The organism is Streptomyces silvae (assembly GCF_016745505.1).
Classification (GTDB): Bacteria; Actinomycetota; Actinomycetes; order Streptomycetales; family Streptomycetaceae; genus Streptomyces; species Streptomyces silvae.
Window position 1 is genome coordinate 24,741 of the sequence record NZ_JAERUC010000104.1, and the last position, 26,412, is coordinate 51,152.

The 26,412-nt window shown below is 72.1% G+C and carries 27 protein-coding genes and 1 riboswitch; of the genes, 13 read left to right on the plus strand and 14 right to left on the minus strand.

Translation table 11 applies throughout. From position 1 onward, the window contains the following. Window positions 1-132: 132 nt before the first annotated feature. From JKV81_RS16390 to JKV81_RS16400, 3 genes are all read right to left on the minus strand, one after another. Window positions 133-537: an SCO2097 family morphological protein gene (locus tag JKV81_RS16390; RefSeq protein ID WP_033303312.1), complete on the minus strand. Its 405-nt coding sequence runs from the start codon at window positions 535-537 to the stop codon at window positions 133-135. Between the two features lie 301 nt (window positions 538-838). Further along, a complete protein-coding gene (locus JKV81_RS16395) occupies window positions 839-1,597 on the minus strand; it encodes a class I SAM-dependent methyltransferase (protein WP_129262220.1) in 759 nt (252 codons plus the stop codon). 102 nt (window positions 1,598-1,699) lie between these two features. After that, on the minus strand, window positions 1,700-2,242 hold the full coding sequence (locus JKV81_RS16400; protein ID WP_147985343.1) for an SAV_6107 family HEPN domain-containing protein: 543 nt from the start codon (window positions 2,240-2,242) through the stop codon (window positions 1,700-1,702). A gap of 170 nt (window positions 2,243-2,412) precedes the next feature. Here JKV81_RS16400 and JKV81_RS16405 point away from each other — a divergent pair, with 170 nt between their 5' ends. The 5 genes from JKV81_RS16405 (at window position 2,413) to JKV81_RS16425 (ending at window position 8,398) form a co-directional block, all read left to right on the plus strand. Next, the gene (locus tag JKV81_RS16405) at window positions 2,413-3,186 is read left to right on the plus strand and encodes an ATP-binding cassette domain-containing protein (protein ID WP_129262224.1); all 774 of its coding nucleotides are present in this window, start codon (window positions 2,413-2,415) and stop codon (window positions 3,184-3,186) included. Beyond that, on the plus strand, window positions 3,158-5,245 hold the full coding sequence (locus JKV81_RS16410; RefSeq protein WP_202076474.1) for a YhgE/Pip family protein: 2,088 nt from the start codon (window positions 3,158-3,160) through the stop codon (window positions 5,243-5,245). Before JKV81_RS16405 ends, JKV81_RS16410 begins: the two co-directional genes overlap by 29 nt. A 29-nt stretch (window positions 5,246-5,274) precedes the next feature. Continuing rightward, entirely contained in the window at window positions 5,275-5,886 is a 612-nt protein-coding gene (locus tag JKV81_RS16415) for a TetR/AcrR family transcriptional regulator (RefSeq protein WP_124276915.1), read from the plus strand. 354 nt (window positions 5,887-6,240) lie between these two features. After that, a complete protein-coding gene (locus JKV81_RS16420) occupies window positions 6,241-6,858 on the plus strand; it encodes a DUF4126 domain-containing protein (protein ID WP_129262228.1) in 618 nt (205 codons plus the stop codon). A 31-nt stretch (window positions 6,859-6,889) separates the two neighbouring features. Further along, complete coding sequence (locus JKV81_RS16425; protein ID WP_129262230.1) at window positions 6,890-8,398, plus strand: phytoene desaturase family protein; 1,509 nt, start codon at window positions 6,890-6,892, stop codon at window positions 8,396-8,398. A gap of 55 nt (window positions 8,399-8,453) precedes the next feature. On the opposite strand, the gene JKV81_RS16430 is transcribed toward JKV81_RS16425, so the two are convergent. The 6 genes from JKV81_RS16430 to JKV81_RS16455 all read right to left on the minus strand — a co-directional run bounded on the left by JKV81_RS16430 (window position 8,454) and on the right by JKV81_RS16455 (window position 13,408). Further along, a complete protein-coding gene (locus tag JKV81_RS16430; protein ID WP_202076475.1) occupies window positions 8,454-9,392 on the minus strand; it encodes a hypothetical protein in 939 nt (312 codons plus the stop codon). 50 nt (window positions 9,393-9,442) lie between these two features. Further along, on the minus strand, window positions 9,443-10,360 hold the full coding sequence (gene metF, locus JKV81_RS16435; RefSeq protein WP_099176260.1) for a methylenetetrahydrofolate reductase [NAD(P)H]: 918 nt from the start codon (window positions 10,358-10,360) through the stop codon (window positions 9,443-9,445). 213 nt (window positions 10,361-10,573) lie between these two features. Continuing rightward, on the minus strand, window positions 10,574-11,224 hold the full coding sequence (thiE, locus tag JKV81_RS16440; RefSeq protein ID WP_129262233.1) for a thiamine phosphate synthase: 651 nt from the start codon (window positions 11,222-11,224) through the stop codon (window positions 10,574-10,576). A 147-nt stretch (window positions 11,225-11,371) separates the two neighbouring features. Then, a complete protein-coding gene (locus JKV81_RS16445) occupies window positions 11,372-11,737 on the minus strand; it encodes an Rv2175c family DNA-binding protein (protein ID WP_124276910.1) in 366 nt (121 codons plus the stop codon). Window positions 11,738-11,799: 62 nt separating this feature from the next. After that, window positions 11,800-13,038, minus strand: a complete 1,239-nt coding sequence (locus tag JKV81_RS16450; protein WP_129262235.1) for an NAD(P)/FAD-dependent oxidoreductase — start codon at window positions 13,036-13,038, stop codon at window positions 11,800-11,802. 28 nt (window positions 13,039-13,066) lie between these two features. After that, window positions 13,067-13,408 (minus strand): avidin-fold protein, encoded by a 342-nt coding sequence (locus JKV81_RS16455; protein ID WP_129262237.1) that lies wholly within the window; start codon window positions 13,406-13,408, stop codon window positions 13,067-13,069. Window positions 13,409-13,459: 51 nt separating this feature from the next. Further along, window positions 13,460-13,572: riboswitch (TPP riboswitch) on the plus strand. On the opposite strand from JKV81_RS16455, the gene thiO reads away from it, so the two are divergent. The 5 genes from thiO to JKV81_RS16480 all read left to right on the plus strand — a co-directional run bounded on the left by thiO (window position 13,570) and on the right by JKV81_RS16480 (window position 18,836). Further along, window positions 13,570-14,805, plus strand: coding sequence for a glycine oxidase ThiO (gene thiO, locus JKV81_RS16460; protein WP_202076476.1), 1,236 nt, complete (start codon window positions 13,570-13,572; stop codon window positions 14,803-14,805). It overlaps the preceding riboswitch by 3 nt. Further along, a complete protein-coding gene (gene thiS, locus JKV81_RS16465) occupies window positions 14,802-15,074 on the plus strand; it encodes a sulfur carrier protein ThiS (RefSeq protein WP_129262241.1) in 273 nt (90 codons plus the stop codon). Before thiO ends, thiS begins: the two co-directional genes overlap by 4 nt. Window position 15,075: 1 nt before the next feature. Then, on the plus strand, window positions 15,076-15,870 hold the full coding sequence (locus tag JKV81_RS16470) for a thiazole synthase (RefSeq protein ID WP_124276905.1): 795 nt from the start codon (window positions 15,076-15,078) through the stop codon (window positions 15,868-15,870). A gap of 149 nt (window positions 15,871-16,019) precedes the next feature. Further along, a complete protein-coding gene (gene pknB / locus JKV81_RS16475) occupies window positions 16,020-17,939 on the plus strand; it encodes a Stk1 family PASTA domain-containing Ser/Thr kinase (RefSeq protein WP_202076477.1) in 1,920 nt (639 codons plus the stop codon). A gap of 33 nt (window positions 17,940-17,972) precedes the next feature. After that, the gene (locus JKV81_RS16480) at window positions 17,973-18,836 is read left to right on the plus strand and encodes a deoxyribonuclease IV (protein ID WP_202076478.1); all 864 of its coding nucleotides are present in this window, start codon (window positions 17,973-17,975) and stop codon (window positions 18,834-18,836) included. A gap of 25 nt (window positions 18,837-18,861) precedes the next feature. Here JKV81_RS16480 and JKV81_RS16485 read toward each other — a convergent pair whose 3' ends face one another. Then, on the minus strand, window positions 18,862-19,494 hold the full coding sequence (locus tag JKV81_RS16485; RefSeq protein ID WP_129262245.1) for a sulfite oxidase-like oxidoreductase: 633 nt from the start codon (window positions 19,492-19,494) through the stop codon (window positions 18,862-18,864). A 155-nt stretch (window positions 19,495-19,649) separates the two neighbouring features. On the opposite strand from JKV81_RS16485, the gene bfr reads away from it, so the two are divergent. Then, window positions 19,650-20,129 (plus strand): bacterioferritin, encoded by a 480-nt coding sequence (gene bfr / locus JKV81_RS16490; RefSeq protein WP_124276902.1) that lies wholly within the window; start codon window positions 19,650-19,652, stop codon window positions 20,127-20,129. Window positions 20,130-20,174: 45 nt separating this feature from the next. On the opposite strand, the gene JKV81_RS16495 is transcribed toward bfr, so the two are convergent. Both JKV81_RS16495 and JKV81_RS16500 read right to left on the minus strand, forming a co-directional pair. Further along, on the minus strand, window positions 20,175-20,444 hold the full coding sequence (locus JKV81_RS16495; RefSeq protein WP_129262247.1) for a (2Fe-2S)-binding protein: 270 nt from the start codon (window positions 20,442-20,444) through the stop codon (window positions 20,175-20,177). A 162-nt stretch (window positions 20,445-20,606) separates the two neighbouring features. After that, window positions 20,607-21,953, minus strand: coding sequence for a class II 3-deoxy-7-phosphoheptulonate synthase (locus tag JKV81_RS16500; protein ID WP_161198839.1), 1,347 nt, complete (start codon window positions 21,951-21,953; stop codon window positions 20,607-20,609). A gap of 104 nt (window positions 21,954-22,057) precedes the next feature. Here JKV81_RS16500 and JKV81_RS36835 point away from each other — a divergent pair, with 104 nt between their 5' ends. After that, the gene (locus JKV81_RS36835) at window positions 22,058-22,114 is read left to right on the plus strand and encodes a trp operon leader peptide (RefSeq protein ID WP_124277238.1); all 57 of its coding nucleotides are present in this window, start codon (window positions 22,058-22,060) and stop codon (window positions 22,112-22,114) included. A 95-nt stretch (window positions 22,115-22,209) separates the two neighbouring features. After that, the gene (locus JKV81_RS16510) at window positions 22,210-24,168 is read left to right on the plus strand and encodes an anthranilate synthase family protein (protein WP_202076479.1); all 1,959 of its coding nucleotides are present in this window, start codon (window positions 22,210-22,212) and stop codon (window positions 24,166-24,168) included. 79 nt (window positions 24,169-24,247) lie between these two features. Here JKV81_RS16510 and JKV81_RS16515 read toward each other — a convergent pair whose 3' ends face one another. Together JKV81_RS16515 and JKV81_RS16520 are read right to left on the minus strand one after the other, a co-directional pair. Next, window positions 24,248-25,252 carry a 2-hydroxyacid dehydrogenase gene (locus JKV81_RS16515; RefSeq protein ID WP_202076480.1) on the minus strand — a complete coding sequence of 335 codons (1,005 nt, stop codon included), beginning with the start codon at window positions 25,250-25,252 and terminating at the stop codon, window positions 24,248-24,250. A gap of 113 nt (window positions 25,253-25,365) precedes the next feature. Beyond that, entirely contained in the window at window positions 25,366-26,403 is a 1,038-nt protein-coding gene (locus JKV81_RS16520; RefSeq protein WP_129262253.1) for a 6-phosphofructokinase, read from the minus strand. Window positions 26,404-26,412 lie beyond the last annotated feature (9 nt).

The window sequence follows — 26,412 nt, forward strand, 5'->3', positions numbered from 1 at the left end:
ACGCACATGAGGGGCGGTCGCTGTGATGCGACCGCCCCTCATGTGAGGCCGGCGTCAAGTCTTCGGTGTGCGCGGTCCGCGTCCTGGGCCGGTGGCTGGGGCTGTCCACCGCCGGGCCAGGAGGCGGAAAGCTCACTGGCCCTGTTCGTCGCGGCGGCGCTGCCACCGCTGTTCGATCCGGTTCATCATCGACCGGCGCTGCCTGGGATGTCGGCGTTCGCCTCCGCCCCCGCTCGCACTCCCCGCCGGCTGCTGCTCACCGGGCTTCGGCGCCTTGCGCCATCCGGTGACCGCCAGCACGGCACAGCCCAGCATGACGAGGAAACCCGCCACACTGACCCAGGTCTGCTGGAAAACCATTCCGGCCATGAGGAGCGCGATACCCACCAGAAAACCGGCTACCGCCTGGTAGACCCGTCGCCGGGTGTACCTGCGCAGCCCGCTTCCCTCAAGCGCTGTAGCGAACTTGGGATCTTCGGCGTACAGCGCTCGCTCCATCTGCTCGAGCATTCGCTGCTCGTGCTCCGAGAGCGGCACGGAGTCCTCCTCGTCGTCGGCCGCGGGGGCGACCGGTATGCGGCCCTTCCAGGATAGGCAGGGATTCGCCCCCGTGAAACCCGCCCTCTAGCCATAGCCAGTCCGGACCGCCATTTCGGCTCGGCTGCTGAGGCGTAGATTCCCCGACCTCCGATCCGTCATGCCGGATGGTGTCACCCGATCATACGGGGCCCGCGGCCCGATCGGGTGTTCCAAGCTGTACTCCGTCTGCAGCTGCGTTGCTGATCAGCCGGGCCGCCGTCGCTTCCGGCGCCGTACTCCGGTGGTGTCACCGGACGCCTCAGGCGCGCTTCTCCCCCAGAACGTGCAGCTGGGTCGCCACCGAGTGGAAGGCCGGCAGTTCCGCGACGGCCGCCTCCAGCCTGAGGAGCTCCTCCATCGCGCCCGGTTCGGTGTCCACGAGAACGCCCGGCACGAGGTCGGCGAAGACCCGCACACCGTGGACCGCGCCGACCTCGATGCCCGCGGCCTCGACCAGGCCGGTCAGCTGGTCCGCGGTGAACCTGCGGGGCACCGGGTCGCCATCACCCCAGCGCCCGGCGGGGTCCGACAGCGCCTGCCGGGCCTCGGCGAAGTGCCCCGCGAGCGCCCGGGCCAGGACGGCGCCGCCCAGGCCGGCGCCGAGCAGGCTGAGCGCGCCGGACGGGCGGAGGGCGTCCACCGCGTTGCGTACGCCCTCGGCGGGGTCGTCCACGTACTCCAGGACGCCGTGGCACAGGACCGCGTCGTAACCCACGCGGTCGACCACCTCGAACAGGCCGAGGATGTCGCCCTGGACACCCCGGACCCGGTCAGCGACACCGGCCTCCTCGGCACGGCGCTCCAGCGCGAAGAGGGCGTTCGGGCTGGGGTCGACGACGGTGACCCGGTGGCCGAGCCGGGCGACGGGCACGGCGAAGTTGCCGGTGCCGCCGCCGGTGTCCAGCACGTCCAGGGCTTCCCTGCCGGTCGCCTTGACCCGGCGCTCGAGAGCGTCCCTGAGGACCTCCCAGACCACAGCGGTACGGAGGGAGGCTCGGGGGCGCAGCTGGTCCGACACGGCAGTTGACTCCTCGGCACGGTGCCGCCACGGACGGCGGAGCGTGAACAGTGCAGGTGGTACGGGTGCTCTCCACCCTATTGCCTCGCACCGCCCGCACGGTCACCCCGCGTCGGGCCGCTGCCGCCCGGGCCCGTCCCTGCGGGGCTGCGGAAGGACGGGCTGGAGGACCAGCATCCGCTCGACCAGCCGCAGGAACATGGCCACGTCGCGCAGCAGGTCGTCGGCGTCGCGGCTGGTGGCCGCGCCGGGTATGCCCGCCTCCGCACGGGCCCTGCGCGGGGCTCCGGAGGCGAACAGGGCGCTCCACTCGGTGAGTTCCGGTGCGATGTCCGGGAGGACCTCCCAGGCGCTGCGGATCCGCTCCCTGCGGCGTCTGCCGGTCTCGGGCCGCCCGCGGGCGGCGAGCACGGCGGCCGCGGTGCGCAGCGCGGCGAGGTGTGCGGTGGCGTACCGCTCGTTGGGCACGTCGAGGACGGCTGCCTCGTCCAGCCCGGCGTGGGCCTGGGCGAGCAGATCGAGGGCGGCGGGCGGCGCCGTGGTGCGGCGCGGCACGGGGTGGACGTCGGCTGCCGGGCCGGTCAGTGAGGGGGCAGGGCTGCCTGCGCGGCGCCGCGGGGCGGCGGCTGCGGACGAGCTGGCCATGACGAACCTCCTGTCGTCGTGTGACGGCTCCGTGGCCGTATGTGTCCATCGTGACGGCCCCCACTGACAATCCCTCAGATCCCGCCTCTGACCAGGCACTTTGCTTCGAGCGCGAGTTCGGGCTAGTTTTTTGCACTGACTGGTCAGTTCAAAAACTTGGGGGTGGGGTCGTGGACAGCCCGCACGGGGCGTCGCTGAGCGCCGAGGACTTCGGGCTGAAGGGCCCGCGCGGCTGGGCCTTCCGGGGAGTGGAGTTCAGCGCGGATCCCGGATCGCTCGTCGCGGTGGAGGGACCCTCCGGCTCCGGCCGTACGTGTCTGCTGCTCGCCCTCACCGGCCGGATGCGCTCCACCCAGGGCCATGCCGAGGTCGGCGGCGAGCGCCTGCCCGGACGGCTCGCCGCCGTACGCGGGTTCAGTGCCCTCGGCCCGGTCCCCGGCGTCAGCGACCTGGACCCGTCCTTCACCGTGGCCGAGCACCTTCGGGAACGGGCCCTGCTGCGGCGCCGGTTCGGCGGTTCACCGCGCGCCCTGCTGCGGCCCCGCGCCGAACGCGCCGCCACGGCGCGGGCGACGATCGACACCGCCCTGGAGGCCGCGGGGCTCGACCTCGCGGAGCTGCCCAAGGCCGAACGGACCTCCGTGCGGGACCTGGAGCGCCTGGAGGCCCTGCGCCTGTCCGTCGCCCTCGCCCTGATGGGCCGCCCGCGGCTCCTCGCGGTGGACGACACCGACCTCAAACTCTCCGCCCCCGACCGCGCCCTGGCCTGGGAGCTGCTGCGCGGCCTCGCGGCCGGCGGCACCACCGTGCTGGCCGTGTGCAGCGAGTCCCCCGAGGACGCGCTCACCGTGCGCACCCGCCCGGCGGCGGAGACCGATACGCCCGACGACACGACCACCGGGAAGGAAGCGGACGATGCGATCGCCGAGACTGGCCGCGCTTGAGCTGAGGCGGTTCGGCAGGGGCCGGATGCCCCGCGCCGCACTCGTGGCGCTCCTCCTGCTCCCCCTGCTGTACGGAGCGCTCTACCTCTGGTCCTTCTGGGACCCGTACGGGCGGCTCGACCGCATCCCCGTGGCGCTCGTCAACGACGACAAGGGCGCGAGCGCCGAGGGCGAACGCCTCGCGGCCGGTGACGAGATAGCTGGCCGGCTGCTCGACTCGAAGGTCTTCGACTGGCACGAGGTCGGCTCCGCCGAGGCGGAGAAGGGCGTCGAGGACGGGACGTACTACCTCTCCCTGACCATGCCCGCGGACTTCAGCAAGCAGATCGCGTCGAGCGGCGGGGACTCCCCCGAGACCGGCGCCCTCGAGGTCCGTACGAACGACGCCAACAACTACATCGTCGGGCAGATCTCCAGGACGGTCTTCGCCGAGGTCCGCAGCGCCGCGTCCACGAAGGCCTCGCGCGGCTTCCTGGACCGGATCTTCATCAACTTCTCCGGTCTGCACGACGCGACCGCGAAGGCGGCCAAGGGGGCCGACGACCTCGAGAGCGGCCTCACGAAGGCGAAGAAGGGCTCCAAGGACCTCGCGGACGGCCTCACGACCGCCAAGTCGGGCAGCGGCACGCTCTCCACCGGCGTCACCAAGCTGAACAAGGGCGCAGGCGACCTGGAGACGGGTTCCAAGCAGGTCGCCGGCGGCACCCAGCTGCTCGCCGACAAGGTCAACGCGGTCGCCGCCGACGTACGCCCCTTCCTGAAGGACAACGGCAAGGCCATCGGGGACACGGCCCGGCTGGTCGCCGACTCCTCGAAGGCCGTACGGGACAACCTCGACCTGCTGGTGGAGGCGGCGCCCACCGCCTCGGCCGCCGCCCACGAGGCCTCCGACGACCTGACCGAGGTCTACCGCCTCCGCTGCGAGGACCAGCCGATCCCCGATCCTGGGGTCTGCCCGCAGCTGAAGCGCGCCAAGACCGCGGCCGAGGATGTCGCCAAGGTCTCCGACGACGTGAACGCGCTGGTCACGAACCAGAAGGGCGACCTCGCGAAGCTGCGCACCCAGCTGACCGACCTGGAGAAGAAGGCCGACGCGCTGGCGAAGCGGGCGCCGAACCTGGACACGGACCTGGAGTCGGCGGTGAAGAAGATCAACGCCCTCAACACCGGTGCGCACAAGGTCGCCAAGGGTGCCGGTGAGCTCCACACCGGCCTCGGCACCGCGAAGACGGGGGCCGGGGACCTGGACGCGGGCGTCAAGAAGCTCAAGGCGGGCGCCAAGACCCTGGACAGCGGGCTGTACCGGCTGGGTGACGGCTCCGCGACGCTCGCGCAGGGGTTGAACGACGGGGTCGGCAAGATCCCGGACTACGACAAGAACGACCGCGACGCCCGTACCGGTGTCATGGCCGACCCCGTCAAGCTGGCCTCCTCCTCGCTGCACGCGGCGCCCAACTACGGCACCGGCTTCGCCCCGTACTTCATCCCGCTCTCGCTGTGGGTCGGCGCGATGGTGGCGTACATGCTGATCCAGCCGCTCAACCGGCGGGCGCTCGCGGCAGGGGCCCCGGCCTGGCGGATCGCCTTCGCGGGCTGGCTGCCCGTCGCCGCGACGGGCCTGCTCCAGGTCGCCGCCCTGATGTCGGTGCTGCACTGGCAGCTCGGTCTCCAGATGACGCACGCCGCCGGGACGATGGGCTTCCTGGCCCTGGTGACCTGCTGCTTCGCCGCGATCGTGCAGTGGCTCAACGCCCGCTTCGGCGCGGCGGGCCGGATCCTCGTCCTGGCGGTGCTGATGCTCCAGCTGACCTCGGCCGGGGGCACCTACCCCGTCCAGACCAGCCCGGGGTTCTTCGGGGCGATCCACCCGTACCTGCCGATGACGTACGTCGTGGACGGGCTGCGCCGGCTGATCACGGGCGGCGGACTCGGCCCGGTCTGGCAGGGCTGCGCGGTGCTGCTGGCCTTCACCGCCGGGGCGCTGGCGCTGACCGCGCTCTCCGCCCGCCGCAAGCAGGTGTGGACCCTGGACCGGCTGCACCCGGAGCTGAGTCTGTGACCGCGCCGGGACCTGTGAGAATCAGGGGCATGGACAGCAGTGGCACCACGCGTCGCCAGGTCACCCGGCAGAAGCTCTACGAGGCGGCGGTGACCCTCATCGCGGAGAAGGGGTTCTCCGCGACGACGGTGGACGAGATCGCCGAGCGTGCCGGGGTGGCCAAGGGCACGGTCTACTACAACTTCAAGAGCAAGACGGAGCTGTTCGAGGAGCTGCTGCGGCACGGCGTCGGACTGCTCACCCAGTCGCTGCGGTCCGCCGCGGACGCGACGGAGGAACGCGGCGGCACCCGTGTGGAGGCGCTGGACGCGATGATCAGGGCCGGTCTGGTCTTCATCGACCGCTACCCGGCCTTCACCCAGCTGTACGTCGCCGAGCTCTGGCGCACCAACCGCGCCTGGCAGTCGACCCTCCTGGTCGTGCGTCAGGAGGCCGTGGCGGTCGTCGAGGGGGTGCTCAGGGAAGGCGTCGCGAACGGCGAGCTGAGCGAGGAGATCGACATCCAGCTGACGGCCGCCGCCCTGGTCGGGATGGTCCTGGTCGCGGCTCTCGACTGGCAGGCGTTCCAGCCCGAGCGGACGATCGACGACGTGCACTCCGCGCTGTCGCTGCTGCTGCACGGCCGGGTCAGCGGACGCTGAACCACGCCACGGCGCACGCACGCACGGAAAAGACGCCGGTCCGGTGGAATTCGATCCCCCCGAATTCCGCCGGACCGGCGTCCCGTAGCGCCGCGAAGCCCTCCCCCGTGACCCCGTGTCCCCCGTGGTCCCGGACTCCGCGCCGTGCGCCCCCGTTGTGTCCGGGGTGCGACGCCGTTCCGCCGCCCCGTGCCGGCGGTCCGGGCGCCGCGCCCCTTCCGTGGTCTCCACTCTTCCGTCCGCGCAGGTGGGAGCCCATCCGCATCCCTACTCATCTCACGCACTAGGTAGGGATACTCAGGCCTGTGCGAAAGGCCCCGCGGGGGCGTCGCCCGACTGGTTACGATCGCGTCCGTGTCCGTACTCCCCCTGGTGTTCACAAGCGGCTGGGCGAGCGGGATCAACGCCTACGCGGTGGTCCTCCTCCTCGGCCTCTTCGGCGCGACCGGTCTCACCGACGAGGTGCCCGGGTCCCTCCAGCGCACCGATGTGCTCGTCGTCGCCGGTGTGCTGTTCCTGTGCGAGGCGGTGGCCGACAAGATCCCGTACGTGGACTCGGCCTGGGACACCGCGCACACGGTGATCCGGCCCGTGGCGGGCGCGGTCGTCGCGGCGCTGCTGGCCGGTGGGAGCGGGTCGCTGCCGGAGCTCGCGGCGGGCGCGGTCGGCGGCTCCACCGCGCTGATGAGCCATCTGGTGAAGGCCGGGACCAGGATGGCGGTCAACACCTCGCCGGAACCCTTCAGCAACGTCGGGGTCAGCGTCCTGGAGGACCTGGGGGTCGCCGGGATCATCACCTTCGCGGTCTTCCACCCGGTGGCGGCGGCCGTCATCGCCGGGATCCTGCTGCTGCTCGGACTGCTGGTCCTGGTCTTCCTGGCCTCCCGGATCCGCCGGTTCCTGCGCCGCAGGGCCCGGCGCCGCGAGGAGAGGCGTCCGGCCGGAGCGGGCGGGCCCTGGCCTCACGGATGAGCTGTCGGTGGCACCCCTTAAAGTCACTGACATGGCACGAATTGCGGTGATCGGCGCCGGGACCGGCGCGATGGCGGCGGCGGCCCGGCTCTCCGTGGCCGGCCACCGGGTGACGGTGTACGAGCGCTCGGAGACCTACGGCGGCTCGCTCGGACGGTATGCGCGCGACGGCTTCGTCTTCGACACCGGCCCGGGACTGCTGCACCTGCCCGCGGTCTACCGCGACCTGTTCGTGAAGACCGGCAAGGAGAGCCTGGAGCAGTGCGTGACGCTCACCCAGGTCGACCCGGCGAGCCGCCATCTCTTCGGTGACGGCACCGAGGTGTCGCTGCCCAACGCCTCACGGGCCGGTGTGGTCCGCGCGCTGGACCGGGCGCTCGGCGAGGGGGCCGGGGCCCGGTGGGGGGACTTCCTGGACCGGGCCGGTACCGCCTGGGACCGGTCCCGCCGGCCGCTCCTGGAGGAGCCGCTGCCCGATGACCCGCGGATGCTGAGCCGTGACCCGTACCCCGCGGTGCGCCGGCGCAGGCTGCTGCGCACCGCCCGGCAGGCGGCGACGGTGGCGGAGGTGGGCGCCTGGGAGCTGGCCGACCCCCGCCTGGCCGCCCTCCTCGACGGCTGTGCCCTGTCGTACGGGCTCGACCCCCGCCGCGCCCCGGCCGCCGCGGCCCTCCTGCCGTACATGGAGGAGACCTTCGGCACCTGGTACGTCGCCGGGGGCATGCGCGCGCTGGCCGATGCGGTGTACGAGCGGTGCCTGGCCCGGAAGGTGGAGTTCGTCTTCGGCGCCGAGGCGGTCCGGGTGTCCGAGAAGGACGGGCGTGCGGCGGGGATCGAGCTGGCGGACGGCAGGAGCGTGGAGGCCGATCATGTGGTCCTCGGCGCGCAGCCGTCGCCCGGACTCATGCCGGTCCCCGGTCCGGTCCCCGAAGGAGGGCCCGGCGGGGCGCACCGCGCTCCGGTGCCGGGCCGCTTCGTCGTCCTGCTGTCGCTGCGCGGCGCCCGGGAGGCCGGTGCCGCGCACCGGACGCTGGTGCACGCGGTGGACCCAGGGGCGGAGCAGGAGGCGGTGTTCGGCGGCCGGACGGCCGAGCGGCCCACGGTGACGGTGCTGCGCCCGGACGACCCGGCCACCCGTCCCGACGAGGACCACGAGGCGGTGACCCTGACGGCGACGGTGGCGCCGCACGGCCCGCTCGACTGGACGGACGCGGCGCTGCGCGAGCGGTTCGCGGACGTGGTGATCGGCCGGGCCGCGGAGGCGATGCCCGGCCTCCGCGAACGGATACTCCACACCGAGGTGCGTACGCCCGCCGAGACCGCGGCCGGCACCGGGGCGGAGGGCGGTTCGGTGCCCGCTCCCGCGCTGGCCGGGGCGGGGGGCGCGTATCTGCACGCCGGGAACCGCACCTCGCTGCCGGGGCTGTATCTGGCGGGCGGCTGGGCGCATCCGGGCGGCGGGACGGCCCACGCCGGGATGTCGGGGGCACTGGTCGCCGGACTGGTCGTGGAGGGGGACGGCTTCCGCGGGTCACAGTGAGCGCCCGCCCCTTGCTCCGGGTCCGGCCGTCGGGTGCCGACGGCCGGACGGCCGGTCAGTAGCGGTACTGCTCGTTCTGCCCGGTGTCGTACCCGTTGCCGTACGGGGCCTGGACGGGCGCTTCCGGCGGCAGCGGGGGGGACTGGTCGCTCTCGCGCTGCTGCGGGACCCAGACGCCGCCCGGCGGGGTGTCGGTGTACTGCTCCGCACCGTACGGGTCCACGGGCGGCTGCCCTGCGCCGTACGAGGGGTCGTACCCGCCGCCGTAGGCGGGGTCGTACGCGGCGTACTGCCCGGTGCCCGAGGTGGTGTCCGTGCCGATGTACGGGTCGGAGTAGGCGGCGTAGCCCTGCTGGCCCGTGCCGTAGTCGTACGGGCCCGCGTAGGTGCCCTGGTCCTGGTACGCGCCCTGGCTGTCCTGGGCCGGGTATCCCTGGCCGGCGTAGGGGTCCTGGGGGGCCTGCTGGCCGTAACCGCCGTACGGGTCGTAGCCGGCGTACTGGGGCTGGGGTTCGCCGTGCTGCTCGTGGCCCGCGTCGCGGCCGGCCGGGGCGGGGTCGGTGTAGATGCCGTACTGCCCGGTGTCGTCCGGCAGCGGCTCCGGTTCGTAGACCGCCGCGGGGGCGGCGGCGGTCTCCGGCTGCTGCGGGTCGCCCTCGTACTCCACGCCGGAGACCTCGAGTGTGGGCTTCTGGCTGACCGGGCCGCCCGCCCCGCGCCGGCGGCGGCTCTCACCGGGGCTGCCGCCTATGGCCCATCCCGTCGAGAAGCCGCGCCGGAAGGAGAGCGTCACATACGTCTGGCCCGTCGCGAAGGCGATCGCCCCGAGGGCGATCACCAGCACGGAGGGGATCAGAACGCCCAGCACCACACCGAGGAATCCGGCGAAGGCCAGCAGCCTCCAGCGCAGGCGTGCCTTGTACTGCAGCAGGACCTCGCCCAGCAGCCACAGCGCCACTATGCCGAATGCGATGTAGAGGACCGTCCAGCCCACGCCCGCCCCCTCCTACGGCCACCGCCCCGGTTGGTGGCGGGTACGGCCGGTCAGGACTGCTTGTGCAGTCCGAGATTCTCGTAGATCTCGAGTGTCGCCGTCGAGTTGTTGAGCGTGATGAAGTGCAGCCCCGGGACACCCTCGGAGAGCAGTTTCGCGCAGAACTCCGTGGCGAACTCGATGCCAATGGAGCGTACAGCGGCCGGGTCGTCCTTCGCGGCGAGGATGCGTTCTTTCAGTGAGGAAGGCAGAGAGGCGTTGCTGAGCTGCGCGAACCTCTCCAGCTGTTTGACGCTGGTGAGCGGCATGACCTCGGGAATGACCGGGGTGTCGCAACCCGCAGCGACCACACGGTCACGCATCTGCAGATAGCTTTCCGGGTGGAAGAACATCTGGGTGATCGCATAGTCGGCACCGGCGCGGCACTTGTCCACGAAATGACCGATGTCGGAGTCCCAGTCGGTGGATCGCGGATGCATTTCGGGGAAAGCCGCGACGCCGACGCAGAAATCACCGGCCTCCTTGATCAGCCGTACGAGGTCCGCCGCGTACCGGACGCCCTGAGGGTGCTCGATCCACTCGCCCATCGGGTCGCCGGGCGGGTCTCCGCGCACCGCGAGGATGTTGCGGATCCCGGCATCGGCGTACTGCCCGACCATGTTGCGCAGCTCGGCCACGGAGTGGTCGACGGCGGTGAGGTGGGCGACCGGGGTGAGGGTGGAGTCCGCCGCGATCTGCTGGGTCGCCCGGACCGTCCCGGCGCGGGTCGAACCGCCCGCCCCGTACGTCACGGAGACGAAGCTCGGTCCCACCGCCTCGACCCGGCGCAGGGCGTTCCAGAGGTTCCGTTCGCCCTTCTCGGTCTTGGGCGCCCAGAACTCGAACGAGAACGACGTCTCGCCGGTCGCGAGCAGCTCACGCACGGTGCGCGCGTGATCTGTCCTGGTGGAAGGTGTGCCAAGGGCCATATGGGGAGGTTAACCAGGGCCCGGCGGTACCCCAACCAGAGAGGGCGAATTGCCCGGAATGCGGTAGGTCTTGTCCACCCCTCGGACATCCCTTCGGTACCGCCTCCGCTCCGCCTCCGGTCCGCCCGCGATGCCGCCTTCCCGGCGACCTTCCCGGCGGCCTTCCCGGCGGCCTTCCCGGCGGCCTTCCGAGCGCCCCCGGTGACCGCCGGCTCAGAGCGCGCGGGCCCGGATCCGCCCCGCGAGCGACGCGGCGGCCTCGCCCGGATCCGCCGCCTCGGTGATCGCCCGTACGACGACGACCCGGCGGGCTCCGGCGTCCAGCACCTCGTCCAGATTGCCGGCGTCGATCCCGCCGATGGCGAACCACGGGCGCGCGGGGGCGAGCGAGGCGGCGTAGCGCACGAGGCCGAGGCCCGGGGCGTGCCGGCCGGGCTTGGTCGGGGTGGGCCAGCAGGGGCCCGTGCAGAAGTAGTCGACGCCCGCCTCGGCGACGGCGGCGTCGACCTCGGCCTCGGCGTGGGTGGAGCGGCCGATCAGCACGTCGTCGCCCAGGACGGCGCGGGCGGCGGGCACGGGCAGATCGCCCTGCCCGAGGTGGAGCACGTCGGAGCCGATGGCGTGGGCGACGTCGGCCCGGTCGTTCACGGCGAGGAGCGCGCCGTGGCGCTTGCAGGCGTCGGCGAACACGGCGAGGTGTTCGAGCTCCTCGGCCGCCTCCATGCCCTTGTCCCGCAGCTGCACGATGTCCACACCGCCGGCCAGCACGGCGTCGAGGAACTCGGGGAGGTCACCCTGCTGCTTGCGGGCGTCCGTGCAGAGGTAGAGCCGGGCTCCGGAGAGCTGCTCGCGAGGCGTGGACATGAAGAATTTCCCCCGTCGGTGCGTCGTCGGATCACTGGTGCGGCGGCTGTGCGCCCGTACGTCGATGGATCGCCGTGCCGGCAGCCCGGTAACGGCGGAGTGCGGGCCGTGTGTGCCACGGCCCGCACCCCACTCACGGTCGTCCGGTCAGACGGCGAGCGCCTGGGCCCGGCGCTTCACCTCCGTACCGCGATTCTCGCTCAGGGCCTGCGCGGGGGTGCCGGGCAGGGTCGGGTCGGGGGTGAAGAGCCAGTCCAGCATCTCTTCGTCGTTGTAGCCGTCGTCCCTCAGGAGCGTCAGGGTCCCTGCGAGACCCTTGACCACCTTGTTGCCGTCGATGAAGGCGGCAGGCACCTGGAGCGTCCGGTTCTCACCACGGCGTACGGCGATGAGCTGGCCTTCCTTGACCAGCTGCCGTACACGCGTCACCTCGACATCGAGCATTTCCGCGATGTCGGGAAGGTGGAGCCAGGCGGGGACGAGAGCATCGATCTTTACGTCAATCTCGGTCACAAGGACAAGCGTGCCATCCCGGACCGACAGTCGGTACCCGGGCCGACCGTACGAGGCCGTGGCTACCCCCGGAGCACCGTGGATTTCAGCGGTACGGAGGAGTCGGCGGCCCGCGCCGGATCGATCCGCGCCCCCGCCTCGACGAGCTTGCGCCCCTGGGCCAGGTCCCGGGGCCGGCTCACGGCCAGCACCGCGACGAGCACTCCCTGCCGCAGCCAGCAGACCGTCCAGGCCGGGTCCGCAGGGTCGCCCCGCCACAGCAGCGTGTCGGCGCCGGCGTGGTGTCCGGCGTACTGCACGAAGCGGCCGAACTGCTCGGACCAGAAGTAGGGCACCGGGTCGTACGTCACGGCCGCGCCGCCCGCGAGGGCTGCGGCGACCGTCCGGGGCCCCTGCAGGGCGTTGTCCCAGTGGTGGACCAGGAGCCGCTCGCCGTAGCGGGCGGACGGGAAGGAGGCACAGTCGCCGACGGCGTAGATGTCGGGCAGCGAGGTGCGCAGCGAGCTGTCCGCGGTGACCGAGCCGTCCGGGCCGAGCGCGATGCCCGAGCCGGCGAGCCACCGGGTGGCGGGCCGGGCGCCGATGCCGACGACCACGGCCCCGGCGGGGATCACACGGCCGTCGGCCAGGTGGACGGCGCCCTGTCCGACGCGCGCGACCCGGGCGCCGGTGAGGAGTTCGGCTCCGCTCTCGGCGTACCAGGCGGCCATCGGCTCGGCGACCTCGGCGGGCATCGTGCCCGCGAGGGGGCGGCCGGCGGCCTCCACGACGGTGACCGCGCAGCCGGCCGCGCGGGCGGCGGTGGCGAACTCCGCGCCGATCCAGCCCGCTCCGACGACGACCACGTCGTGCTGCCGCTCCAGGACGGGCCGCAGCCGTGCGGCGTCGTCGAGGGTGCGCAGCAGATGGACTCCGGGCACCCCCTCGGAACCGGGCAGTCCGACGGGCTCGGCGCCGGTGGCGAGGACCAGGACGTCGTAGGCGACGGGCCCTTCCGGGGTGTCCAGCTCGTGGTCCCCGGCGCGCAGGCCGCTCACGTCGAGGCCCAGGCGCAGGGTGATGTCCAGGGCCTCGAAGTCGACGTCGAAGGCGGAGCTCTCCGCCGTGCCGAGCAGGACCGCCTTGGAGAGCGGCGGCCTGTCGTACGGCTGGTGGGGTTCGGCGCCGATCAGGGTGACCGGGCCCGTGAAGCCCTGTTCGCGCAGGGCCACGGCCGTCTGCACGCCGGCCATGCCCGCTCCGACGATCACGACGCCGTGCGGCCGGCCTCCGGCTGCCTGGTCCTGTGTCTGCTCGCTCACCTGTCCACCCTAATCACCTGACGCTCCGTCAGCTCTTGAGCTCCTCCACCACGCTCGTACCGCTGCCCTCCTGGGACTCCCACTCCCAGGTCTCGTCCAGGCGCACCCGCCCGTCCGGGAGGCCGGTGACGGTGGAGACGCAGTGGCCCGAGGAGGTCGTCCCGTCCTGCTTGAGCTGGACGTACCTGAAGTCGAGGGTGTCGCCCTCCCGGGTGCCGACGAGGTGTCCCCGGACGACGTCCCCGCCCGCGTACTCGGCCCATATCCGGCCGTCCCGCTCGTGGTACGTGAAACGGGTGCGGGTCCCGACCTGGCCGGGGGCCTGGTCGGCGACCGGCGAGAGGACGAGTCCGTCGAGCGAACGGGCCACGGGTACCGCTCCCTTACTGGCTGTGCGGGGTGGGGTCTAGGCTGGTCACCGTAAGGCACTCGCGGGAGCCCGGGCGCACCGGGCTGAGAGGGAGGCTGACCGGCCTCCGACCGTACGAACCTGATCCGGGTCATGCCGGCGAAGGGAGGGGCTGGACGCCCATGCGCATCTCCTCGGACAGTTCCGACGTCCTGATCGTCGGAGGCGGCATCATCGGCCTGGTGACCGCCTGGCGGTCGGCCCAGCAGGGCCTTCGCACCACGCTGGCCGACCCCGAGCCGGGCGGCGGCGCCGCCCAGGTCGCGGCCGGGATGCTCGCGGCCGTCACCGAACTCCACTACGGCGAGCAGACGCTGCTCGGCCTCAACGTGGCCTCCGCGGCACGCTATCCGGCGTTCGTGGCCGAGCTGGAGGAGGCGAGCGGGCAGGAGACCGGCTTCCGCGCCTGCGGCACCCTCTCCGTCGCGCTGGACTCCGACGACCGGGCGCACCTGCGGGAGCTGCACGCCCTGCAACAGCGCTCCGGGCTGGAGTCCGAGTGGCTCACCGGCCGCGAGTGCCGCCGTCTGGAGCCGATGCTCGCCCCGGGTGTGCGCGGCGGGCTGCGGGTCGACGGCGACCACCAGGTGGACCCCAGGCGGCTGGCCTCGGCCCTGGTCACCGCGTGCGAGCGGGCGGGGGTGGTGTTCCGCCGCGCCTGGGCCGAGCGGCTCTCCGTCACCGGCGGCCGGGCGACGGGCGCGGTCCTGGCGGACGGCACGGAGCTCGCCGCCGGCCAGGTGGTGCTCGCCGGCGGCAGCCTCAGCGGCCGGCTCGCGGGCGTCCCCGAGGCGGTCGTGCCTCCCGTGCGCCCGGTCAAGGGGCAGGTGCTGCGGCTGACCGTGCCGCCCGCGTACGCCCCCTTCCTCAGCAGGACCGTGCGGGCCGTCGTGCGCGGCGCGCAGGTCTACCTGGTGCCGCGTGCCAACGGTGAGCTGGTGGTCGGCGCGACGACCGAGGAGCTCGGCTGGGACACCACGGTCACCGCGGGCGGGGTGTACGAGCTGCTGCGCGACGCCCATGAGCTGATGCCGGGCATCACGGAGCTGCCGCTGACCGAGACCCGGGCCGGTCTGCGGCCCGCCTCGCCGGACAACGCGCCGCTGCTGGGGCCCACGGCCCTGCCCGGCCTGCACCTCGCCACCGGGCACCACCGCAACGGGGTGCTGCTGACACCCGTCACCGGCGAGGTGATGGCCCATGTGCTGACCACCGGCGAGCTGCCCGAGCTGGGCAGGCCCTTCGCGCCGGGCCGTTTCGCCGCCACCGCGTCCCCGGGGGCCGCACCGGCCTCCTCCCCCGACTCCCCCGACTCCCCCGAACAGACCGCCCCCGCGCCGCAGGAGCAGCCCGTATGACACAGCACGTGCCCGCCGCCGGCCCCGTCGTCCCCGACGACGTCCCGGACGCCGCCGTCACCCTCACCGTCCCGGTCTCCGTCAACGGGGAGCTCCGCACCGTCCCCGCCGGCACCGCGCTGGACACCCTGGTCGCGGAGCTGACCGCCGCACCGTCCGGGGTCGCCGCCGCGGTCAACGAGACCGTCGTCCCCCGCGGCCGGTGGTCCGCCACCACGCTTGCCGACGGCGACCGCGTCGAGGTCCTCACCGCGGTCCAGGGAGGCTGAGATGTCCGACGACCTCTTCACGCTCGGCTCCGCCTCCTTCTCGTCCCGGCTGATCATGGGGACGGGCGGGGCGCCCAGCCTGGACGTGCTCGAACGCTCCCTGATCGCCTCGGGCACCGAACTGACGACCGTGGCGATGCGCCGCCTCGACCCGACCGTCCAGGGCTCGGTGCTCTCCGTCCTGGAGCGCCTCTCGATCCAGGTCCTGCCGAACACCGCGGGCTGTTTCACCGCGGGCGAGGCCGTGCTGACGGCCCGGCTGGCCAGGGAGGCGCTGGGCACCGACTGGATCAAGCTGGAGGTCGTGGCCGATGAGCGGACCCTGCTGCCCGATCCGATCGAGCTGCTGGACGCCGCCGAGATCCTGGTCGACGACGGCTTCACCGTGCTGCCGTACACCAATGACGACCCGGTCCTGGCCCGCAAGCTCCAGGACGTGGGGTGCGCGGCGATCATGCCGCTGGGCTCTCCCATCGGTTCCGGGCTCGGCATCCGCAACCCGCACAACTTCCAGCTGATCGTCGAGCAGGCCGGGGTCCCGGTGATCCTGGACGCGGGCGCGGGAACGGCCTCGGACGCGGCGCTGGCGATGGAGCTGGGCTGCGCCGCTGTGATGCTCGCCTCGGCGGTGACCCGGGCGCAGGAGCCCGAGCTGATGGCGGCGGCGATGCGGCACGCGGTGGACGGCGGGCGCCTGGCCTACCGCGCGGGACGCATCCCGCGCCGCCATTTCGCCGAGGCGTCCTCGCCCGTGGAGGGCCGCGCGGTGCTCGATCCGGAGCGCCCCGCCTTCTGAGATCCCGGTCCCGCCCGCCGGGAGCCCGTGCGCCGGCGGCGGTCCTCCCGTCACGGCATGTGCATGCGGCTGTCACGGCTCGGCACCGGAACCGGCTCCGGGGGGCCGGGCCGATCCGCGGTGTCCGTGGCAGCTCGTAGACTCGCCCCGTGGACACGACCCTCCAGGACCCCCTTGTCGGGCAGCTGCTCGACGGCCGCTATCGCATCGATGCGCGCATCGCCGTCGGCGGTATGGCCACGGTCTACCGGGCCGTGGACACCCGGCTCGACCGGGTGCTCGCGCTCAAGGTCATGCACCCGGCGCTGGCGACCGACGCCGCGTTCGTCGAGCGCTTCATCCGCGAGGCCAAGTCCGTCGCACGGCTGGCCCACCCCAACGTGGTGGCCGTCTTCGACCAGGGCGCCCAGGGCGCGTACGTCTACCTGGCGATGGAGTACGTCGCCGGGTGCACCCTGCGCGACATCCTGCGCGAGCGCGGGGCGCTCCAGCCGCGGGCCGCGCTGGACATCCTCGAACCGGTGCTGGCCGCCCTCGGCGCCGCCCACCGCGCGGGCTTCGTCCACCGCGACATGAAGCCGGAGAACGTCCTGATCGGGGACGACGGCCGGGTGAAGGTCGCCGACTTTGGTCTCGTACGCGCGGTGGGGACCGCCACGGACACCACCGGCTCGCTCCTGGGCACAGTCTCCTACCTCGCCCCGGAGCAGATCGAGCAGGGCACGGCCGACACCCGGTCCGACGTGTACGCCTGCGGTGTGGTGCTCTACGAGATGCTGACCGGTGGCAAGCCCCACGGCGGGGACACGGCCGCGCAGGTCATCTACCAGCACCTGAACGAGGACGTCCCCGCGCCGTCCGGTGCGGTGCCGGGCCTGGCCGCCGGGCTGGACGAGCTGGTGGCCGCCGCGACGGCCCGCAACCCCGACATCCGTCCGGAGGACGCGGTGGCCCTGCTCGCGCGGTCCCGCGAGATACGGGCGGGTCTCACCGAGGAGCAGCTCGACGCGATGCCTCCGCAGGCCATCGCGGAGGAGCACGACGCCGCCGAGGACCGTACGAGCGTGATCCCCCGGGTGATCCCGCCCGGCCAGGGCACCGCGCACCACACCAGCCGGCTGGAGATGCCTCCGTCCGCGCCCCAGGGGCCCGGACGCGGACGGCGCCTGCTGTCCGGCCGGGGCCGGCGCGGGCCGCTCGCCGTGCTGATCGCCGTCCTGCTGGTGCTGGGGACCGGTGCGGGAGTCTGGTACATCAACTCGGGCCAGTTCACCCGGGTCCCCTCCCTCCTGGGCCAGACCCAGAGCGCCGCCGAGAAGCGGCTCGCGGACGAGGGGCTCGATCTGAAGGGCGTGGAGCGCGCCTACAGCGACACGGTGAAGCGCGGCACGGTGATCAGCAGCGATCCTGGGTCCGGGGAGCGGATCCGGGGCAACGACGCGGTGAAGCTGGTGATCTCGCGCGGCCCGGAGATCGTGAAGGTCCCCGACGTCGAGTCGCTCGCCCTCGCCGAGGCCCGGCGTGAGCTGAAGAAGACGGGGCTGGCGCCCGGCATGGTGACGCGGGAGTTCAGCGAGGAGATCGACCGGGGCAAGGTGATCCGTACGGATCCCCGGGCCGGCACCGAGCGCCACCCCGACTCGGCGGTCGCCCTGGTCGTCAGCAAGGGCAGCCCCGTCGACGTGCCCGACCTCACCGGCCTCTCCGTCGAGGACGCCACGGACGTTCTGGACGAGGCGGGCCTGAAGGCGAAGGTGCTGCCCGACCGGGTCAACTCCCCGGAGGAGGCCGGCGAGATCGCCCGGCAGACGCCCGGAAGCGGCGCGGAGGCCGCCGAGGGCGACACCGTGGAGCTGACCGTCTCCAAGGGCCCGCGCATGCTCCCGGTCCCCGACGTCACGGGGAAGGACGTCGACGAGGCCCGGAGCACACTGGAGGAGGCGGGGTTCGAGGTCAAGGTCGACCGTCCGTTCCTCTCCTTCAGCGACACGGTCAAGAGCCAGTCGGTGGAGGGCGGCGAGAAGGCCGCCGAAGGCTCCACGATCACCATCAGGACCAAGGGCCTGTAACAGCCCCGTAGACACCCCGAAGGCCGGCAGCACATGCGTAACCCCATCGGTGGCCACGTTCCCGTGGCCGGCGGACTCGCCAAGATCGGCCTCGGCTACGCCCGTGAGCTGGCGGCGGAGACCGTGCAGGTCTTCGTCGCCAATCCGCGCGGCTGGGCGACACCGGCCGGGAACCCTGCGCAGGACGAGCTGTTCCGCTCGGAGTGCGCGGCCGGGGCGCTCCCGGCGTACGTCCATGCCCCGTACCTGATCAACTTCGGCTCGCACACCGAGGCCACGGTCGAGCGGTCGGTCCTCTCGCTGCGCCACTCGCTGCGCAGGGCGCGGGAGATCGGCGCCCTCGGCGTGGTGGTGCACACCGGCTCGGCGACCGGCGGGCGTCCGCGTGAGGTGGCCCTCGCCCAGGTGCGTACGCACATGCTTCCGCTGCTGGACGAGCTGACCCACGACGACGACCCGTTCCTGCTGCTGGAGTCGACCGCCGGGCAGGGCTCCTCGCTCTGCTCACGGACCTGGGACTTCGGCCCGTACTTCGAGGCCCTGGACTCCCACCCCAAGCTGGGGATCTGCCTGGACACCTGCCACATCTACGCGGCGGGCCACGACCTGACCGGTCCCGTCGGCATGCGGCAGACCCTGGACCTGCTGGTGGACACGGTCGGCGAGGGCCGGCTGAAGCTGATCCACGCCAACGACTCCAAGGACGTGGTGGGCGCCCACAAGGACCGGCACGAGAACATCGGCGCGGGCCACATAGGCGCCCAGCCGTTCCGTGAGCTGTTCTCGCACCCGGCGACCGAGGGAGTGCCGCTGATCATCGAGACGCCGGGCGGCAAGGAAGGCCACGCGGCGGACGTGGCGCGGCTGAAGGAGCTCAGGGGCACCGCAACCGGCTGAGACGGCGCGCCCTCGGGCGGACCGCTCAGAGCTCGGGGCCGTCCCCGGGCTCCTCCTGGTAGGAGTAGCGCTGCTCGCTCCACGGGTCACCGATGTTGTGGTAACCGCGCTCCTCCCAGAAACCGCGGCGGTCGGCCGACATGTATTCGATGCCGCGGACCCATTTGGGGCCCTTCCAGGCATACAGATGCGGGACGACCAGGCGCAGCGGAAATCCGTGTTCGGCGGTGAGCAGTTCGCCGTCCTTATGGGTGGCGAACAGGGTCCGGTCCGACATGAAGTCGGCGATCCGGAGGTTCGAGCTGAATCCGTATTCCGCCCAGACCATCACATGGGTGACGTGGGGGGCGGGCGGTGCCAGTTCCACTACCTCGCGGGCCAGTACTCCGCCCCATTCGGCGCCGAGCATGCTGAATTTCGTCACGCAGTGGAGATCCGCGACGACGGAGGAGAAGGGAAGTGCCGTGAATTCCTGGTGATTCCAGCAGTGCTTGTCGCCGTCGGCCGTCGCGCCGAAGACCCGGAACTCCCAGCGGTCCGGTTTGAACTTGGGCACCGGCCCGTAATGGGTGACCGGCCAGCCGCGCTGCAGCCGCTGTCCCGGTGGAAGCCCGGACTGCTCTGCTGTGCCGCGTTCCCGGCTTTCCGGCTGACCCATGCCTCCATGGTGACAGACAGCCAGGGGTGGTCATGACCAGGGGAGAGTCGATTCGGGCAACTCATACTAAGCGTGCACTTACTGGACGACCACTTGGTGCGATGCGAGGATGCGCGCACACGTGCCTGGTTCACCGGTTGGAAGGAGCCTCTGCGATGCAGGGCGACCCCGAGGTCCTCGAGTTCCTCAACGAACAGTTGACCGCCGAATTGACTGCTATCAATCAGTACTTCCTGCACGCGAAGATGCAGGAGAACTTCGGCTGGACGAAGCTCGCCAAGTACACCCGCGCGGAATCGTTCGACGAGATGAAGCACGCGGAGATCCTCACGGACCGGATCCTGTTCCTGGACGGGCTGCCCAACTATCAGCGGCTCTTCCATGTGCGGGTCGGCCAGACGGTCACCGAGATGTTCCAGGCCGACCGCCAGGTCGAGGTGGAGGCGATCGACCGTCTCAGGCGGGGTATCGAGGTGATGCGCGGCAAGGGGGACATCACCTCGGCGAACATCTTCGAGTCCATCCTCGAGGACGAGGAGCACCACATCGACTACCTCGACACCCAGCTGGATCTGATCGAGAAGCTCGGCGAGCCGCTCTACATCGCCCAGGTGATCGAGCAGCCGGACAGCTGATCCGCCGGCGGCCCCGGCAGGGCCCCTCAGCCCCGGGCGGAATGCTCAGGCGGCGTCGGAGAGCCCGGCACCGGGCGTGCCGCCGAGCGTGACGGGTGCACCGGCCGGGGCGCCCGCCGGCGCCGTACGTCCCTCGACGAGGTCACGGCGCGGGCATTCGCCCCGGCCGAGCAGCGCCTGGATCCTGCGGACGCAGCCGCCGCAGTCGGTGCCCGCCTTGCAGGCGGAGGCGATCTGGCGGGGCGTGCACGCTCCGCCGTCCGCATGCCTCCTGACCTGGTCCTCCGTGATGCCGAAGCAGGAGCAGACGTACATGCGGTTCACCTCCCGACGGGTTCGATCGCTGCGCCGTACCGAACTCTTTCGGTGAGGCTAACCTAACCTTACCCGCGAGCCCCTGGCCACAAAAGCCCCGGTACGCCTGTGGGGCACGGATCACATCGATCCGTGCCCCACGTGCGTCACCAGGGAAGATCCCTACTGGTCGCGGTACATCTCGGCGACCAGGAAGGCCAGGTCGAGGGACTGGCTGCGGTTGAGGCGCGGGTCGCAGGCCGTCTCGTAGCGCTGGTGGAGGTCGTCCACGAAGATCTCGTGGCCGCCGCCGACGCACTCGGTGACGTCGTCGCCCGTGAGCTCGACGTGGATGCCGCCGGGGTGCGTCCCGAGCTCCTTGTGCACCTCGAAGAAGCCCTTGACCTCGTCCAGGACGTCGTCGAAGCGGCGCGTCTTGTGGCCGGAGGCGGCCTCGAAGGTGTTCCCGTGCATCGGGTCGGTCACCCAGACCACCTGGGCGCCGGACGCGGTGACCTTCTCGACCAGCTCGGGGAGCTTGTCGCGGACCTTGTCGGCACCCATGCGGACGATGAAGGTCAGCCGGCCCGGCTCGCGCTCGGGGTCGAGGCGGTCGATGTAGCCGAGCGCCTCGTCGACGGTGGTCGTCGGGCCGAGCTTGATGCCGATCGGGTTGCGGATCTTCGACGCGAACTCGATGTGCGCGCCGTCCATCTGGCGGGTGCGCTCACCGACCCAGACCATGTGGCCCGAGGTGTCGTACAGCTGGCCGGTGCGCGAGTCGGTGCGGGTCAGCGAGGACTCGTAGTCCAGCAGCAGCGCCTCGTGCGAGGCGTAGAACTCGACCGCCTTGAACTCGGCCGGGTCCGTGCCGCACGCCTTCATGAAGTTCAGCGCGTTGTCGATCTCGCGGGCCAGGGCCTCGTAGCGCTGCCCGGACGGCGAGGACTTCACGAAGTCCTGGTTCCAGGCGTGCACCTGGCGCAGGTCGGCGTACCCACCGGTGGTGAAGGCGCGCACCAGGTTCAGCGTCGAAGCGGACGCGTGGTACATCTGCTTCAGCCGCTCGGGGTCCGGGATGCGGGCCGCCTCGGTGAACTCGAAGCCGTTGACGGAGTCGCCGCGGTAGGTCGGCAGGGTCACGCCGTCGCGGGTCTCGGTCGGCTTGGAGCGCGGCTTGGAGTACTGCCCGGCGATCCGGCCGATCTTGACGACCGGCACGGAGGCGGCGTACGTCAGGACGGCGCTCATCTGGAGCAGCGTCTTCAGCTTGGCCCGGATGTGTTCGGCGGACACGGCGTCGAAGGCCTCGGCGCAGTCGCCGCCCTGCAGCAGGAACGCCTCGCCCTTGGCGACGGCTCCCAGGCGGGCGCGCAGCTGGTCGCACTCGCCCGCGAAGACGAGCGGAGGATACGACTCGAGGTCCGCGAGTACGTCGCGCAGAGCCTCGGCATCGGGGTACTCGGGCTGCTGCGCCGCGGGAAGGTCTCGCCAGGTGTGGCCACCGGCGACGGAGGTATTGGCGTTCACGGTCACCTCGACAACATTACGGGGTCGGCGAGTGCGCCCCCGCCGCCCGCTCAACAAATGAGACGCGCGCTCGTTTGTCCACCACGTCCGCTAGGGTACGTCGCATGTTCGCGCAGACGACTCAGAACTGGTGGTGGACCGCTCATCCGGCGGCCCGCTGATTCATCGCGCGTACAGACTTCGCGAAGGCCGCCCGAGGGGCGGCCTTCTCCGCGTTCCGGAGCCGGTGCCGTTCCTCCCCCAGGAAGGAACGCCCATGCCCGAGCCCACGTCCGACGGTGCCGACCGCACGGTCGGTGTGCTGTCCACGCTGCTCCGTGACGACGCCCCGCCCTTCGCCCTGCTGCACAGGCGCACGCCCGGCCGGGACCACGACACCGTCGAGGTCCTGACCGGTGAGGTGCGGGAGGTGGAGCGGCTCGCCGGCATCCCCGTGGGCGAGCTGCCCTCGCTGGCCCTGGTGCCCTTCCGGCAGATCGCCGAGCGCGGTTTCGACGTACGGGACGACGGGACCCCGCTCGCCGTGCTGGTCGCCGATCAGGCGCACGAGCTGCCGCTGGCCGAGGTTCTCGACGCCCTGCCCGGCCATGACGTGCGCGTGGAGGACGGTTCCTTCGACGTCCCGGACGAGGAGTACGCGGACATCGTCCGGCAGGTCGTCGACCACGAGATCGGGCAGGGCGAGGGCGCGAACTTCGTGATCCGGCGGACCTTCGGCGGTGAGATCCCCGGCTTCGGCAGGGCGGACGCGCTGGCGCTGTTCCGGCGGCTGCTGGCGGGCGAGCGCGGGGCGTACTGGACGTTCGTCGTCCACACGGGTGGCAGCGAGCCCGAAGGGCTCTCGACTTCGGGGCGGCGGCGGGTGACGGGTGGGCGGACGCTGGTCGGCGCCAGCCCGGAGGTCCATGTGCGGATGTCCGGCGGGACCGTCGTGATGAACCCCATCAGCGGGACCTACCGCTACCCGGCCGAGGGGCCGACCGCCGAGGGCCTGCTGGCCTTCCTCGGCGACCGCAAGGAGACCGAGGAGCTCTCCATGGTGGTCGACGAGGAGCTCAAGATGATGTGCACGGTCGGCGACATGGGCGGTGTGGTGGTCGGCCCCCGGCTCAAGGAGATGGCCCATCTCGCGCACACGGAGTACGAGTTGCGCGGGCGTTCCTCGCTGGATGTCCGCGAGGTCCTGAAGGAGACCATGTTCGCGGCGACGGTGACCGGCTCCCCGGTGCAGAACGCCTGCCGGGTGATCGAGCGGTACGAGCCCGGGGGCCGCGGCTACTACGCCGGCGCCCTGGCGCTGGTGAGCCGTGAGCCGGGCGGGGCGCAGACGCTGGACTCGCCGATCCTGATCCGCACCGCGGACATCTCGGCGTCGGGCCGACTGCGGGTGCCGGTGGGCGCCACGCTCGTACGCCACTCCGATCCCGCGGGGGAGGTCGCCGAGACCCACGCGAAGGCGGCCGGGGTGCTCGCGGCGCTGGGGGTGAGGCCGGGCAGGCCCGAGTCGGAGGCGGACCGTCCGCGGCTGGCCTCCGACCCGCGGGTGCAGGCCGCCCTGGACGACCGGCGCGGCGGTCTTGCCCCCTTCTGGCTGCGGATGCAGGAGCGCACGCGGGACCTGTCCGGCCACGCCCTGGTGGTCGACGGCGAGGACACCTTCACGGCCATGCTGGCGCATCTGCTGCGCTCGTCGGGCCTCACGGTGTCGGTGCGCCGGTACGACGAGCCCGGGCTGCGCGAGGCCGTGCGGGCGCACGAGGGTCCGGTGGTGCTGGGGCCCGGGCCCGGCGACCCGCGGGACGCGGCCGATCCGAAGATGCGGCTGCTGAGGGCGCTGGCGGCCGAGCTGGTCGCCGAACACCGGTACGGGCTGCTCGGCGTCTGCCTCGGCCATGAGCTGATCGCGGCGGAGCTGGGCCTGGAGATCGCGCGGAAGGCCGTGCCGCACCAGGGGGCGCAGACCCGCATCGATCTGTTCGGCAGGCCCGAGACCGTCGGCTTCTACAACAGCTTCACCGCGCTCTGCGACGGGGCGGCGGCCACGGAGCTGGGCGCGCACGGCATCGAGGTGAGTCGCGACCCGGCCTCCGGCGAACTGCACGCCCTGCGGGGCCGGGGCTTCGCCTCGGTGCAGTTCCACCCGGAGTCGGTGCTGACGCTGCGCGGCGCCGCGATCGTGACGGGGCTGCTGGCGGAGCTGCCGGTGGCCGGCTGAGGAGCCCGTGCGGGAGCCGGCGTCCGGGCCCGGTGGTGGGCTGGGACGCCGGCGGTGCCGGGACCGGCCCGGTGGTGGGCTAGGGCGCCGGCGGTGCCGGGACCAGGACGTTGTCGCTGCGGCGGCCGGCCAGGTGGTCGGTGACGTTCTGCACGGTGGCGTCGATGATCTGCCCCACGGCGTCACTGGTGTAGTACGCCTGGTGCGAGGTCACGATGACGTTCGGGAAGGTGACGAGCCGTGCGAGGGTGTCGTCGTCGATGCCCTCCACGGACCTGTCGACGTAGAAGAGCCCCGCCTCAGCCTCGTAGACGTCGAGCCCGACGCCGGTGAAACGGCCGGCCCGCAGTTCGGTGACCAGCGCGCGGCTGTCGATGAGGCCGCCCCGGCTGGAGTTGATCAGGATCGCGTCGTCCTTCATGACGGACAGGGCCTCCTCGCCGATGATGTGCTGAGTGGCCGGCAGCAGCGGCACATGGAGGCTGATCAGGTCGGCCTCGGCGAAGAGCCGTTCCTTGTCCACGTACGTCATGCCGAGCGCGGTGCAGGCGGGGTTCTCGGCGATGTCCCAGCCGAGCAGTTCCATGCCGAAGCCGTGGGCGATCCGGGCGAACGCCTCACCGATCTTGCCCGTGCCGACCACACCGGCCGTGCGGCCGTGCATGTCCCGGCCGAGGAGCCCGTGGAGCCGGAAGTCGAAGTCCCGGGTGCGGCTCACGGCGCGGACGATACGGCGGTTGACGGCCATGGTCAGGGCCCAGGCGAATTCGGCGACCGAGTAGGGCGAGTAGTACGAGACCCGGGCGACGCGCAGGCCGAGCCGTTCGGCGACGTCGAGGTCGATGTTGTTGAAGCCGGTGGAGCGCTGGGCGATCATCTGCGTGCCGCCCGCCGCGAGGGTCTGCAGGACGCGGCTGCCGAGGTCGGCGTTGACGCTGGTGGAGATGATCTCGTGGCCCGCGGCGATCGGGGCGGTGTCCTCGGTGAGGAAGACGTCCAGGCAGCGGACGTCGTGCAGGCCGGCGAAGGCCTTCTCGATCAGCGGCTTCTCGTCGGACTGCACGCCGAATGCCAGGATTTCCACGACGTCTCCCGGATCAGGGGGGTGGGGCCGGTCCTCGCGAATATACGGCCCGCACCCCCGGGGCGCCGCCCGGCCGGAGCACCCCCGTCGGGGAGGGGGCGGCCGGGGCGGTGTCAGCCGAAGAAGACTCCCGCCTCCGCGTACAGGGCGGGATCGACCGTCTTCAGGCGGGCCGTCGCCTCCGAGATCGGCACCCGTACGATGTCCGTCCCCCGCAGGGCGACCATGACGCCCGAGACGCCCTCGTGCACCGCGTCGATGGCGTGCAGCCCGAAACGGGTGGCGAGCCAGCGGTCGAAGGCGCTCGGTGTGCCGCCGCGCTGCACATGCCCGAGGACGGTGGTCCTGGCCTCCTTGCCGGTGCGCCGTTCGATCTCCTTGGCCAGCCATTCGCCCACGCCCGAGAGCCGGACGTGCCCGAACGAGTCGTGGGAGTCGTCCTTGAGGATCATCCCGCCCGTCGCGGGCGCCGCTCCCTCGGCTACCACCACGATCGGCGCGTAGCTCGCCCGGAAGCGGGAGGTGACCCACTCGCAGACCTGGTCGGTGTCGAAGCGCTGCTCCGGGATGAGGATGACGTTCGCCCCGCCGGCCAGGCCGGAGTGGAGCGCGATCCACCCGGCGTGCCGCCCCATCACCTCGACGACGAGGACGCGCATGTGCGACTCGGCCGTGGTGTGGAGCCGGTCGATGGCCTCGGTCGCGATGCCGACGGCCGTGTCGAAACCGAAGGTGTAGTCGGTGCCGGAGAGGTCGTTGTCGATGGTCTTGGGCACGCCGACGCACGGGATGCCGTACTCGTCGGACAGGGTCGCCGCGACACCGAGCGTGTCCTCACCGCCGATGGTGATCAGGGAGTCGATCCCGTACGTGGCGAGACTGTCCCTGATCCGGCGGACCCCCTGACCGGCGTACTCGGCGTCGAACGGATTGGTGCGGGAGGAGCCGAGGATGGTGCCGCCGCGCGGCAGGATGCCGCGCACCACCGGTATGGAGAGCGGCACGGTCACGCCCTCCAGGGGCCCGCGCCACCCGTCGCGGAACCCGGTGAAGTCGTAGCCGTACTCCTGCACGCCCTTGCGGACGATCGCGCGGATGACCGCGTTGAGCCCGGGGCAGTCGCCGCCCCCGGTCAGTACTCCGACCCGCATGGAAGCATC

Coding starts and splice junctions, on each gene's coding strand:
- thiS (WP_129262241.1), top strand. CDS start 14,802: ATGACACAGCACGTGCCCGCCGCCGGCCCCGTCGTCCCCGACGACGTC.
- JKV81_RS16470 (WP_124276905.1), top strand. CDS start 15,076: ATGTCCGACGACCTCTTCACGCTCGGCTCCGCCTCCTTCTCGTCCCGG.
- bfr (WP_124276902.1), top strand. CDS start 19,650: ATGCAGGGCGACCCCGAGGTCCTCGAGTTCCTCAACGAACAGTTGACC.
- JKV81_RS16400 (WP_147985343.1), bottom strand. CDS start 2,242: ATGGCCAGCTCGTCCGCAGCCGCCGCCCCGCGGCGCCGCGCAGGCAGC.
- thiE (WP_129262233.1), bottom strand. CDS start 11,224: ATGTCCACGCCTCGCGAGCAGCTCTCCGGAGCCCGGCTCTACCTCTGC.
- thiO (WP_202076476.1), top strand. CDS start 13,570: ATGCGCATCTCCTCGGACAGTTCCGACGTCCTGATCGTCGGAGGCGGC.
- JKV81_RS16425 (WP_129262230.1), top strand. CDS start 6,890: ATGGCACGAATTGCGGTGATCGGCGCCGGGACCGGCGCGATGGCGGCG.
- JKV81_RS16415 (WP_124276915.1), top strand. CDS start 5,275: ATGGACAGCAGTGGCACCACGCGTCGCCAGGTCACCCGGCAGAAGCTC.
- JKV81_RS16510 (WP_202076479.1), top strand. CDS start 22,210: ATGCCCGAGCCCACGTCCGACGGTGCCGACCGCACGGTCGGTGTGCTG.
- JKV81_RS16410 (WP_202076474.1), top strand. CDS start 3,158: ATGCGATCGCCGAGACTGGCCGCGCTTGAGCTGAGGCGGTTCGGCAGG.
- JKV81_RS16480 (WP_202076478.1), top strand. CDS start 17,973: ATGCGTAACCCCATCGGTGGCCACGTTCCCGTGGCCGGCGGACTCGCC.
- JKV81_RS16520 (WP_129262253.1), bottom strand. CDS start 26,403: ATGCGGGTCGGAGTACTGACCGGGGGCGGCGACTGCCCCGGGCTCAAC.
- JKV81_RS16495 (WP_129262247.1), bottom strand. CDS start 20,444: ATGTACGTCTGCTCCTGCTTCGGCATCACGGAGGACCAGGTCAGGAGG.
- metF (WP_099176260.1), bottom strand. CDS start 10,360: ATGGCCCTTGGCACACCTTCCACCAGGACAGATCACGCGCGCACCGTG.
- JKV81_RS16485 (WP_129262245.1), bottom strand. CDS start 19,494: ATGGGTCAGCCGGAAAGCCGGGAACGCGGCACAGCAGAGCAGTCCGGG.